The sequence below is a fragment of the Pseudomonas sp. GW460-LB5 genome, assembly GCF_059423245.1.
In genome coordinates, this window is the sequence record NZ_JBWKXT010000103.1 from 1 (window position 1) to 12523 (window position 12523).

General features: G+C 55.9%; 11 protein-coding genes. 8 read left to right on the plus strand and 3 right to left on the minus strand.

Features of this window, described 5'->3' with window-relative positions; all coding sequences use genetic code 11:
• The coding region (locus AC07XM_RS30375) for a MarR family winged helix-turn-helix transcriptional regulator (protein WP_495046073.1) at positions 1 to 559 on the minus strand (559 nt) is incomplete at its 3' end.
• Between the two features lie 210 nt (positions 560 to 769).
• Here AC07XM_RS30375 and AC07XM_RS30380 point away from each other — a divergent pair.
• From AC07XM_RS30380 to AC07XM_RS30415, 8 genes are all read left to right on the plus strand, one after another.
• A complete protein-coding gene (locus AC07XM_RS30380; RefSeq protein WP_060765957.1) occupies positions 770 to 2125 on the plus strand; it encodes an MFS transporter in 1356 nt (451 codons plus the stop codon).
• Positions 2126 to 2235: 110 nt separating this feature from the next.
• Positions 2236 to 3210 carry a PDR/VanB family oxidoreductase gene (locus AC07XM_RS30385; RefSeq protein WP_060765958.1) on the plus strand — a complete coding sequence of 325 codons (975 nt, stop codon included), beginning with the start codon at positions 2236 to 2238 and terminating at the stop codon, positions 3208 to 3210.
• Positions 3211 to 3256: 46 nt separating this feature from the next.
• Entirely contained in the window at positions 3257 to 4576 is a 1320-nt protein-coding gene (locus AC07XM_RS30390; RefSeq protein WP_060765959.1) for a Rieske 2Fe-2S domain-containing protein, read from the plus strand.
• Positions 4576 to 5802: a Gfo/Idh/MocA family protein gene (locus AC07XM_RS30395; RefSeq protein WP_060765960.1), complete on the plus strand. Its 1227-nt coding sequence runs from the start codon at positions 4576 to 4578 to the stop codon at positions 5800 to 5802. Before AC07XM_RS30390 ends, AC07XM_RS30395 begins: the two co-directional genes overlap by 1 nt.
• Positions 5799 to 6791, plus strand: coding sequence for an ABC transporter substrate-binding protein (locus AC07XM_RS30400; protein ID WP_060765961.1), 993 nt, complete (start codon positions 5799 to 5801; stop codon positions 6789 to 6791). Before AC07XM_RS30395 ends, AC07XM_RS30400 begins: the two co-directional genes overlap by 4 nt.
• Before the next feature lie 285 nt (positions 6792 to 7076).
• Positions 7077 to 8363, plus strand: a complete 1287-nt coding sequence (locus AC07XM_RS30405; RefSeq protein ID WP_102642970.1) for an OprD family porin — start codon at positions 7077 to 7079, stop codon at positions 8361 to 8363.
• A gap of 94 nt (positions 8364 to 8457) precedes the next feature.
• A complete protein-coding gene (nadC, locus tag AC07XM_RS30410) occupies positions 8458 to 9306 on the plus strand; it encodes a carboxylating nicotinate-nucleotide diphosphorylase (protein ID WP_060765963.1) in 849 nt (282 codons plus the stop codon).
• 153 nt (positions 9307 to 9459) lie between these two features.
• Positions 9460 to 9753: a methyl-accepting chemotaxis protein gene (locus tag AC07XM_RS30415; RefSeq protein WP_060765964.1), complete on the plus strand. Its 294-nt coding sequence runs from the start codon at positions 9460 to 9462 to the stop codon at positions 9751 to 9753.
• Positions 9754 to 10094: 341 nt separating this feature from the next.
• On the opposite strand, the gene istB is transcribed toward AC07XM_RS30415, so the two are convergent.
• Both istB and istA read right to left on the minus strand, forming a co-directional pair.
• The gene (gene istB, locus AC07XM_RS30420; RefSeq protein ID WP_029309271.1) at positions 10095 to 10898 is read right to left on the minus strand and encodes an IS21-like element ISPst3 family helper ATPase IstB; all 804 of its coding nucleotides are present in this window, start codon (positions 10896 to 10898) and stop codon (positions 10095 to 10097) included.
• Positions 10891 to 12390, minus strand: coding sequence for an IS21 family transposase (gene istA / locus AC07XM_RS30425; RefSeq protein ID WP_102053904.1), 1500 nt, complete (start codon positions 12388 to 12390; stop codon positions 10891 to 10893). The genes istB and istA overlap by 8 nt, the downstream gene beginning before the upstream one ends.
• Positions 12391 to 12523 lie beyond the last annotated feature (133 nt).

A 12523-nucleotide genomic window follows, 5' to 3' on the forward strand; every position in this document is an offset into this window, starting at 1 on the left:
CGTTGATCATGCGCCCAACCTCCCGCGTTGACGGCACCCGATGGGAAGGATTGATGGAATTCGCTTCTGCGTTTGCGAGATTCTCTATCACCGTCAATAGAACGTGTCGTGCTGTTTCGACGTCTTGCTCCTCGAGCCCGGCCACACTCACCTCGTTGACTTCCAGCGCCAGAGGAATCAACACATCCTTCAGTCGCCGTCCTTCATCGGTGAGGAAGACGTGAACATTTTTCTTGTTATCCGGCATCTGCTGCCGGACGACGTAGCCCAGTTTTTCCATCGCCTTCACCGCAGCGAAAGTCGTAGGTTCCATCAGTCCAGCCTGAGTGCTGAGTTGTTTTTGGGTCAATCCGTCTGTCTCCCAGAGGATCCGCAAGAACGCCCAATGACCAAAGGATACGTCGTGTTCGGTCAACCGCATCTGCAGTGCTCTGACCAGCGCGCGAGTTGCATCCTTGACCAGGTGGGCCAGACGGTCATCAGGTACAACATCGTGCCAATGCCTGAGTATTTCCTGGGTTTCAGGTTGTTTGTGGCCTAAAGGCTTTCGTGCAGTCATATCAAGGTCCGATCTCATCACCTGCGTAAGCGATACTAAGCATAACGCGTTGCCTCAACACATGCGCTAGATCAAAAAATACTTAGAGATCGTTCTTTTTTTGATTGCGAGAGAAGAAAATTCGCCATATTCTCTTAGAGACCTAATAAAAAAGCACACCAAGCCCCCCCATGGCTTTGGTCGTGCTACACAAAGTCCGAGGCGTGCACAATGACAACAACAGCAGCTACAGATGCCGTGCCCCATCTTCTCCAGCGCAGCCATGAGCGCATCGAGAAGGTCTATAGAAAAGTCACACTACGTTTGATGACCTTCATCTTCGTGGCCTGGGTTCTCAATTATCTGGATCGCGTGAACATCAGCTTCGCGCAGGTTTACCTGAAGCACGATTTAGGCATGAGCGATGCTGCCTACGGACTCGGCGTAAGCTTGTTTTTCATCGGCTACATCGCATTGGAAATACCCAGTACGCTTTACCTGCAAAAGATTGGTGCCCGGTTGACGATCACCCGGATCATGGTGCTGTGGGGCTTGATCTCAGCGTCCATGGCGTTCATGACAACGCCCACTGAGTTCTACATTGCCCGCGCCCTGTTGGGCGCTGCCGAAGCTGGCTTCTGGCCTGGAATCATTCTTTATCTGACCTATTGGTATCCAGGTGCCAGGCGTGCTCGCATCACCTCGCGCTTCTTGTTGGCCATCGCCGCGGCGGGAATCATCGGCGGTCCCCTGTCCGGTTGGATACTCACGCATTTCGTCGACGTCATGGGAATGAAAAACTGGCAGTGGATGTTCATCCTGGAAGGTCTTCCCGCTGCCGTAATGGGTGTGATGGCCTATTTCTATCTGGTGGACAAACCCGAGCAGGCCAAGTGGCTCGACGACGAGGAAAAATCCATTATTCTCGACGCGCTGGCCGCTGACCGCGCAGGCAAGAAGCCCGTTACCGATAAGCGTCATGCTGTGCTGGCTGCGCTCAAGGATCCGCGCGTATACGTCCTTGCTGCTGGTTGGGCCACCGTGCCGCTCTGTGGCACGATCCTCAATTACTGGACGCCTACCATCATCCGCAACACCGGCATCCAGGATGTATTGCATGTCGGATTGCTTTCCACCGTGCCATACATCGTGGGGGCGATCGCCATGATTCTCATTGCGCGCAGCTCCGACATTCGTCTGGAGCGTCGCAAGCACTTCTTTTTCAGTATCGCCTTCGGTGCCTTGGGCGCCTGCCTGCTGCCTCACGTTGTGGACTCGGCCATTATTTCAATTACTTGCCTGGCAATGATTGCAGTGTCGTACTTCGGTGCCGCAGCGATCATCTGGTCGATTCCTCCTGCTTATCTTAATGATGAGTCCGCCGCAGGGGGGATTTCGGCGATCAGTTCTCTTGGTCAGATCGGAGCGTTCTGTGCGCCCATCGGACTGGGCTGGATCAACACAGTCACCGGCAGCCTCGCAATCGGACTGACGATAATCGGGGCCCTGGTCCTGGCGGGTGGTATGGCGGTTCTGATTGCGGTGCCAGCTAACGCCTTGAGCGAAAAGCCACTTACCGACGAATAGGATCGAGCAGTCTGATTGGCCGAATCACGCCCAAAAAATGTTAGATATCTATGCAACTCTCGGTGCGCGGGCGTGTTCAGCCCGCGACCGGATGTAATGAGGAAACAGCGATGAGTAGTTCCGAACAGCTCGATGATGGGTTCACTGGCCTCAAGGTGATCGCCAAAACCGAAATTGCCCAAGGCATTTTCCGCTTCGAATTGGCCCACCCGCAGGGGATGCTTCTGCCCGCCTTTACGGCCGGAGCGCACCTCAGGGTAAGGGTGCCCAACGGAAGTATCCGCAATTACTCATTGAGCAACGACCCGCAAGAGCGTGAGCGTTATGTCATTGCTGTCAAGCGTGACGCCAACGGACGAGGCGGTTCGGTGAGCATGGCCGATGATATCGAGGCAGGCGACTTGCTACCGGTGGCAACTCCGCAAAATGAGTTCGAACTGATCGAGAATGCCCGACAGTTCATCTTCGTCGCCGGAGGCATCGGTATTACCCCGATCCTGTCGATGATGCGTCACCTGAAGGCCAGCACCGACCTCCCCTTCAAACTTTACTACTGCACCCGTAATCCGGAACTCACCGCCTTCAGGGATGAGCTGCTGGGGGCCGAATTTGCCAACACGGTAGTCATTCACCACGACTTCGGCAATCGGGCAGACGCTTACGATTTCTGGCCTGTTTTCGACAAACCGAGCAGCGGTACACATGTGTACTGCTGTGGCCCCCGGCCATTGATGGACAGCGTGCTGGACATGACGGGGCACTGGCCACCCGGCTCCATACATTTTGAAAGCTTCGGCGTCGACCAGAGTCGCTTCGCCGAAAACCGGCCTTTTTCGGTGACCCTTGGCCGGAGCGGAATCGACCTCGAAATTCCCGTCGACCGCTCGATTCTGGAGGTTCTGCGTGACAACGGTATCCGGGCGCCAAGTTCTTGTGAGAGCGGCACCTGCGGCTCTTGCCGTACCCGTCTGATCGAAGGTGACGTCGAGCATCGCGACATGGTGCTGCGTGAGGACGAACAGCACGATCAGATCATGATTTGCGTTTCCCGAGCCAGAAATGACGTGCTGGTACTCGACCTCTAGGCGAGACCTTTTTTACAAACGATTAGTTGAACGCTGGAGATATTACATGTTGACCCCAGAAGAGAACCTGTTGCTCTGCCGCGTCGAAGGCGACGCACCGATGGGCCAGATGATGCGCCGTCACTGGACGCCAGTGTGTTTGCTCGAAGAAGTCAGCGAGCCCGACGGCACGCCTGTCAGGGCCCGTCTGTTCGGCGAGGACCTGGTCGTGTTTCGCGACACCGATGGTCGCGTGGGAGTTATGGACGAGTATTGCCCGCATCGCCGCGTGTCACTGATCTACGGCCGCAATGAAAACTCGGGATTACGCTGCCTGTATCACGGCTGGAAGATGGACGTGGACGGTAATGTGGTGGAAATGGTTTCCGAGCCTGCCGCCAGCAACATGTGTCAGAAGGTCAAGCACACGGCCTACAAAACCCGCGAGTGGGGCGGTTTCGTCTGGGCCTACATGGGGCCACAGGACGCAATTCCCGAATTTGTGCCGCCGGCCTGGGCACCCCATGAGCATGTTCGAGTGAGCATCGCCAAGGCAATCATTCCCTGCAACTGGGCGCAGATCCTGGAAGGCGCCATCGACTCGGCACACAGCTCAAGCCTGCACTCATCCGACTTCGTTCCAGCCCGGGTCGGGGGGGCAGAAGCAACCTCGAAAAACTGGCTAAGACCGTCCACGGACAAAGCGCCGCGCATGCAAGTCGAGCGTACCAGCTATGGCTTCCGCTATGCCGCTCTGCGCCGTCCTATCCAGAATGCCGCCACCAGCGAGTATGTACGCTCTACGGTGTTCGTAGCCCCGGCCACCGCACTGATCCCACCGAATAATTTGTACAACGTCGCGAATATCAACGTACCCATCGACGACACCCACACTGCCTTCTATTTCATGGCCTGGGGAAATCCCGATAACACTCCGGAAACAGAGACCTGGCGAAAGTTTCTCGGCCAGCAAGTCGGCATCGATCTGGACGACAGTTACCGACCGCTACGCAACGACGGGAACCGTTTTTTCCAGGACCGTGAAGCCATGAAAAACGGCAACTTTACGGGCATCAAGGGTTTCCCCAATCAGGATATCGCCATGTGGGTGACCATGGGGCCCATCGCCGATCGCTCCGATGAGCGCTTGGGCGCCAGTGACTTGGCGGTGGTGGAGTTCCGCCGGGTCATGCTGGATGCCTTGGCAGCCTTTCAGGCGGGTGAATCCGCTATTGGCACAGGTGAGAAAGCGATCCCTTCCAGAATCTGCTCGTTCCAGGCGATCGTGTCCAAGGATATCGACTGGCGTGATTATCAAGCTCGTTACGTATGGGCCCTGGATGATGCCAACATAGTCGCAGAGCCTGATTACGAGGTTCATACGTGATGGCCAGCCATGCTGAATCCACGGCTCGGCTACGTCTGGGGGTGGTCGGTCTGGGCCGGGCATTCACCCTCATGCTGCCTACCTTCCTGGCCGATCGCCGCGTCCAGTTGGTGGGCGCCTGTGACCCTCGTGAACAAGCTCGCAGGCAATTCGAACGGGATTTCGATGCGCCTGCATACGAGACCATCGAAGACCTGGCAGCCGACAGCAATGTCGACGCCTTATACATCGCCAGCCCACATCAGTTTCACGCCGAACACACCCGTATAGCTGCGGCTAACCGCAAGCACGTGCTGGTCGAAAAACCCATGGCGTTGTCGTTGGACGAGTGCGACCGGATGATCGCCGATTGCGCCGAGGCGGGTGTGAAGTTGATCGTTGGGCATTGCCACAGCTTCGATACCCCGTACCTGCGTACCCGGGAGCTGATTGGTAGTGGCGAGTTCGGCGCGGTCAAGATGATTCAAGCGTTGAACTACACCGACTACCTGCAGCGTCCTCGCCGCCCGGAAGAACTCTCGACCGCTGAAGGCGGCGGAGCAGTATTCAGCCAGGCCGCCCACCAAGTAGACGTGGTCCGTTTGCTGGCTGGCAGTCGCGCGACCCGTGTCCGCGCGGCAGTGGGTAACTGGGACCCCGCCCGGCCTACTGAAGGCGCCTACACAGCCACTTTATGGTTCGAGAATGGGGCATTCGCCTCCATTACCTACAACGGCTACGGACACTTCGACTCCGACGAGTGGATGGACTGGGTTGGAGAAATGGGCAAGCCCAAAAACCCCGAAGCTTACGGCGGCGCACGTCGGTTATTGCAGCAGGTGCAAACGGCGGATGAGGAGGCGCGGCTCAAGGCTGAGGGCACTTATGGCGGCACACGCTACGTCAGCCCCTCCCCTACCGACGACGCGACGGCCTTCCAGCATTTCGGCCCGATTATTGTGTCGTGCGAAGGTGGCGACCTTAGGCCAATGGCGGATGCCGTCATGATTTACCGGCCGCATAGTCGTGATCGAATGATGCTTGAGCGGCCAACGGTGCCGCGTTCCGAAGTCATAGACGAACTGTATCTAGCGCAGTTCTACGGGGTCACTCCGTTGCATGACGGCGAGTGGGCTCGTGACACGTTGGAGATCTGTCTCGCCATGTTGCGATCCAGCGAAGAACAACGCGACATCACACTGGGTGTGAATGTTGAAGATACTCAATCCTGCGAGAACCCATCATGAACAAGTTGAACTTATCTATTGCTGTGGGCAACTACGATCGTATCCGACCATTGGTGGACGGCGAAGTACAGATCGATGGGGTCGACCCGATCTTTATGCTGCAAGATCCCGAAGAGATCTTCTTTCGCGCATTTCGCCATGCTGACTACGACATCTGCGAGTTATCGTTGAGCAGCTACAGCGTTAAAACCGCGGCTGGCACCAGTCCCTATATTGCTGTCCCCGTCTTCCCGTCCCGCGCGTTTCGACACACCTCGATCTATATCCGCAATGATCGCGGAATCGAGTCCGCGGCAGACCTCAAGGGCAAACGTATCGGTGTGCCGGAGTACCAGTTGACAGCGAACGTATGGGTTCGACTGTTCCTGGAAGAAGACCATGGTTTGAAAGCGTCTGACGTCACCTGGGTCCGTGGCGGGTATGAAGAGACCGGGCGTCTGGAGAAAATTGTTCTGAAGCTGCCGGCGGATGTAATCGTCGAGAACGCACCGGAGACTGAAACGCTTTCTGGCATGCTCGCCTCTGGTGAGCTGGATGCCGTGATCGGTCCACGTGCACCTTCCTGTTTCACCCAGGGCCATCCTAAGGTCAGCTATCTCTATCGTGATCCTCAGGGAGCGGCCTCGGACTGGTATCGCCGCACTCAGCTATTCCCGATCATGCACGTGCTGGGGATCCGGCGCACGTTGGCCGAGCAGCACCCTTGGTTACCCGGGGCCGTTGCCAAAGCATTCGAGAAGTCCAAGTCCGTAGCGCTGCACAAATTGAGCGACACCTCCGCCACCAAGGTAACGTTACCGTTTATCGAGGATCAGTTAAGAGCGGCGCGCCAGTTGCTCGGTGAAGACTTCTGGTCCTATGGTTTCGAAGCTAACCGCCACGTACTCAGTCGCTTCCTGGAACGCCACCACGCCGAAGGCCTGTCGTCACGCTTGCTTCAGCCTGAAGAGCTGTTCCATCCAGCTTCGTTGGAGAGTTTCAAGATTTAACGAAAGTCCTGGCGAAGGTTTACCCCTCGAACAAACGTTATAGGGCATTTCGTGTACTTAGCATGGTAATAAATTTTGTGGCTGCTCCTATCGTGCGGTTAGATGGCGGCCACAACTTTTTTGCACGCTGCGTATGTTGGCGATCGCCATGCTCGAAAACGCACGTATATATAAGGCCAGGTAAAAACATACGTGCATGCGGAATTCCCAAGAGGGCTGGCTAGCTGCCAAAGGTCAATAGGCCTGGCGAACACCTGTGAATAATAAAAATAAGGAAGGGTGACAATGAATAAACAAACATGTAAGACGCTGATGCCTGCTCTGCTTATCACATTACCCTTCGCCCCATCTTTTGCGGCGGCGGACATCTTGAAAGATAGCAAAGGCAATCTTGAACTAAAAAATTTCTACTTCAATCGCGACTTCAGAGACTCGACGGCCACTGATTCCAAGCGAGAGGAGTGGGCTCAGGGCTTCATCGTTAATCTCCAGTCCGGTTTTACCGACGGACCTGTTGGTTTTGGATTGGACGCGCTTGGCATGTTGGGGCTCAAACTTGACTCCAGCCCCGACCGATCGGGCACAGGACTTCTATCTCGCGGTAGCGATCGGCGTGCCTATGATGATTACTCGAAGCTTGAACTGACGGCGAAGGCCAGAATCGCTCAGAGTGAGTTAAGAGTTGGCGGTTTGAATCCAGTTCTTCCCTTACTGGCCTCAAACAATACACGACTTTTGCCACAAGTGTTTAACGGCGTGCAACTATCATCAAAGGATATCACGTCGTTGACTGCGACTCTTGGTCAAGTCGACTCCGTCAAGCAGCGTGACTCAACCGACTCTGAAGATCTGTCTGCCAGTTCTCAACAAGGCGGCTACTCTTCTGCCATCACCAGTGACCACTACACATATGCGGGATTTGACTATCAACTTCTTCCTTCCCTCAATGTGGCGTATCAGTACAGCGATCTGGAGAACTTGTTTCGGCGGGATTACGTCGGCTTAAAGTTCAACAAGCCCTTGTCCATAGGTCGCGTGTTTGCTGAAGTCAGATACTTTGAAGGTCAAGAAAGTGGCAAAAAACTACTGGGAAAAGTGGATAATCGGACGATCAGTAGCAATGCGGGCTATTCGGCCATGGGACACACCTTGAGTGTGGGTTATCAAGCGGCATCCGGCGCGACTGCATACCCGTATGTAAACGGTACGGACACCTATCTGTTTGGTGAAATGCTGGTGAGCAACTTCGCTCTTGCAAATGAAGACGTCTGGTATGCCGGATATTCGTATGACTTTGCCACCCTCGGCTTGCGTGGCCTGACATGGAATCTGCGTTATGCGAAAGGAGAAAACGTCGATCCCGCGAATATTAAAACAGTGAAGGCAAAGGCGCTCAGGGCGGAAGGTTCCGACGGTGAGGAATGGGAAAGAAGTTCTGATATCACTTACGTAGTCCAAAGTGGTGCGTTTAAAAATGTTTCATTCCGATGGAGGAATGCAATCAATCGCTCCACTTATACAGATGGGGCCGATGAGAACCGACTCATCATTGGATATGTCTATAACTTTTGATTGATAGCCATGCTCAGGTGCAATGCTCGTCTGGATTCTGCGCTTGGGCATGGCGAGCTGATATTTCGTTATTTATTGATTCAGGTGGGCTGGAATGCAAAATATAGAACTGACGGGCTTGGGTTCCGAGATCGATGAAAACGTACACAGGGCGTTATTGGAGGATGTCGGAAGTGGTGACATCTCCGCGAAACTTGTACCGTCCGCTCGCTTGGCCAGTGCAAAAATCATTACTAGAGAACCTTGCATCATCAGTGGTGTGTCGTGGGTGGAGGCCGTCTTTCGCCAACTGGATCCGCTTGTCATCCTGAAGTGGAACGTTAAGGATGGAGATCGCGCGGAACCCAATCAAACCGTATTACATTTAGAGGGCCCTGCCCGCTCTTTATTGACCGGTGAGCGAACCGCGCTGAACTACTTACAGTTTTTATCGGGCGTCGCGACACAATGCCGGCGGCTAGCTGATAAAGTTTCGCATACTCACGTAAAGTTGCTCGACACTCGAAAGACTATCCCTGGCCTTCGGCTCGCACAAAAATACGCCGTCACTTGCGGTGGTTGCCATAATCATCGCATTGGTCTCTACGACGCCTTCCTCATCAAAGAAAATCATATTGCAGCTTGCGGTGGTATTCTCGAAGCTATCAATACTGCACAACGCATTGCACCAGGTAGACCGGTAGAGATCGAAGTCGAAAACCTGGGCGAACTGCAAGAAGCACTGAGAGGTGGAGCGGATTTAATCATGTTCGACGAACTGAGTCTGGATGACATGCGTGAAGGCGTTCGACTCAACAACGGACAGGCCCGGCTTGAGGCCAGCGGCGGAATCAATGAAAGTACATTGGTAGCTATCGCAGATACTGGGGTCGACTACATATCAATGGGCGCGATAACTAAAAATATAAAAGCCATAGACTTATCTATGCGCTTGAGCCTTTAAACATCAGGCAGTATTCTGCCGAGCCCTGCCTGCGTTAAATAGCCAGAAATAGCATTATTTGTGGGGGCATCACGGGGGTTTGCAGGTAGTTGCCCTTGGCCTGGTCGAACAGCGCCGGAGGACTGCGGCGGTACTGCTACCGCTGCGCGGACTATGATGCTGTCGCGAAAGCTCTCCGAGCAGCTTGGGGAACTGTTCGAGGAGCTGGTGAATGCCCTAAGACTGGTTGGCGACGGGGTGATTTGTATCTCGAATATGAACGCCCAGATCGCAAGCGCTACCGAGGAGCAAAGTACGGTCACACCTGAGGTTAACGGCAGCGTAGCGAGCATCCGCCATCTAACAGAGAGCTTCGCTGGTAGCTTGCAAACCTCAGCCTTGGAAATCACTGCTTTGGGGCAGAGTAAAAAGCAGCAGCAAGCGCTACTGGACGGATTCCAGAGATAGCTGAATCACCCCTTAATATTTGGATATTCGATCGCTGCTTCACGCCCTGAGGAAGTCAGTCAACCTTGATCAAGGTTCTTGAGCAGCGGTGAACCGCGCTTCTTCAAGGCATTCCAATTGGTATTCCAATCAAAAATAAAAACAGATTGTTGGCGCTGATGGAAAATTGACCCACCCTGCCGATTGAAATTTGACCCAGGGCGGATTGCTGATTTTGTTACCAGCAACTGTGGATAAGTCTACCAGCGCAGCTGCTGTTGCCCCCACTCCTTCGCTAGCCCAGTTCAGTTGTTTAAGACCTGCCACACGCAGCCATGTAGCAGGCCGTCGTCGCCATGAAATCAGAACGGCTCATCGTCCTCCGGTTCCTGGCTGCCCTTACGCTTTCGCTCCCGTGATTTGATCTTGGCCTGGGCCGCCAAGCTACTGTGTTGCAGGCGATAGGACTCGTTACCGGTTTCGACGATGTGGCAGTGGTGGGTCAGCCGATCCAGCAGGGCGGTGGTCATCTTGGCGTCGCCGAACACGCTCGACCATTCGGCGAAGCTCAGGTTGGTGGTGATCACCACGCTGGTGTGTTCGTACAGCTTGGACAGCAGGTGAAACAGCAACGCACCGCCAGCCTGGCTGAACGGCAGATAACCCAGTTCGTCGAGGATGACCAGATCCATGCGCAGCAGTGCCTGGGCGATCCGCCCGGCTTTGCCGTCGTGTTTTTCGCGCTCCAGCAGATTGACCAGATCGACCGTGGAGTAGAAGCGCACGCGCTTACCGTGCCGGGTGATGCCGGACACGGCCAGCGCGGTGGCTAGGTGGGTTTTACCGGTGCCTGGCCCACCGATCAGCACCACGTTCTGCGCGGTGTCGGTAAAGCTCAGGTTGGCCAGCTCGCTGATCAAGCGAGCGTCGGCGCTGGAGGCGCTGAAGTCGAAGCCGGCCAGATCGCGGTGCATCGGCAGCTTGGCCATGTTCATCTGGTGGCTAACCGAGCGCATGGCGCGATCTGTGTGCTCTTGTTCCAGCAGGTGTTCGAGCAGCCACTTGGACGAGGCTGTGTTCGACTCACCCTGTGCAGTTAACTCCGCCCAGGCCGTGGCCATGCCGTGCAGGCGCAGCTCCTTGAGTTCCGCCATCAAATCACGCATGACCGACCTCCTCGGCCTGGCCACGCAGGCGGTCGTAGCGCGCCGTGTTAGCGACGGGGGCTTCCTTGAGCGACAAGTGGGTTTCGACGCTGGGTGGTGGTTCGGATGCTGTCAGCCGTGCCACGACATTGAGGATGTGTTCGGCGCTCAGGCTGCCGCTCTCCAGTACCAGCTCAACGGCTACCAGCACGGCATCGAGTCCGGCGACCGGTACGGCAGCCAGGACTTGCGCCATGATCCGGTCACCGCCGGCATGACGCCCCAGGCCGTGCTTAAGCTGACGCAGCGGCACCGGCAGATCAGCAAAGGGCGCTCCGTTGCGCAGCGCGCCGGGCTTGCGCTCAATCAGCGGGATGTAGTGCTGCCAGTCGTAGCTGACCTGGTCGCGATCCAGCAAGCGCGCATGGCTGGCTATCAGCGCATCATCGGCCACCACCTCGATGCGGGTCGGATACAAACGGCTGCTGACCCACTTACCCGCGTACTCACACGGCACCGAGTAGCGGTTGCGCCCGACGCTGACCAGGCAGGTGCTGGAGACCCGCGCAGGCCGCTCGACGTAACCGTCGAATGGCGCTGGCACAGGCATCAGTTCAGCGCGCTCCAACTCCAGCACTTCGGCCACACTCAGCCCGCTGTATTGAGGGTGCGTCAGCTCGTTCCAAAGCGCGCGGCAGCGCTGGCCCAGCCAGGCATTGAGTTCCTCGAAGGAGTGAAACTGGCAGTCCTGGGCGTCTAGCCAGATACGCCTGCGGCTGTCTTGCACGTTCTTTTCAACGATGCCCTTTTCCCAACCAGCGGCGACGTTGCAGAAGTCCGGATCGAACAGGTAATGCGCGCACATCACCGCAAAGCGCGCATTCACCGCCCGGCCTTTGCCCTTATTGACCCTGTCGACGGCGGTCTTCATGTTGTCGTAGATGCCCCGGCGCGGCACGCCGCCCAAGGAGCCGAACGAGCGTGTATGGGCGTCAAATAACATCTCATGGCCCTGGCTCGGATACGCCACAAGCCAGAACGCACGGCTGGCACACAGCTTCAGATGTGCCACCTGCATACGCCGGTAAATGCCGCCGACCAGCAAGCCTTCCTCGCTCCAGTCAAACTGAAACGCCTCGCCAAGAGCAAAGGTCAGCGGCACAAAGGCCTGCGACGCCTTGCCCTGTCCCCCTCGCCAGGCACGGATAAACGCGGTGAGCTGGCTGTAGCCACCGTCATAACCTTCGGCTTTGATTTGCGCCAACAGCGCCTTGGCACTGCGCCGCTGTTGCTTGGGCCGCAGCGAATCGGCTTTTAGCGCCTGCTCCAGCGTGGCGTGAAAAGGGCTGAGTTTGTTGAAGATCGCGCGGCGTTGGTAGACCGGCGGCTTGGCCTCAGGTGCTCTGACCCACTTGCGAATCGTGTTGCGCGCCAACCCGGTGCGCTTGGCTATCTCATGCAGCGACAGCTTGTCGCGGAAATACATCCGGCGGATTTTGCCCATCATTTCCATACTGATCACCCTGTGTTCTCCTGCTCAAAAATTGAGCAGAAGCAGTTGAACACCTGGGTCAGTTTTCAGTCGGCAGAACAGCCTCTACTGGGTCAGTTTTCGGTCAGCGGCAACAAACAGATATTAATGTTAT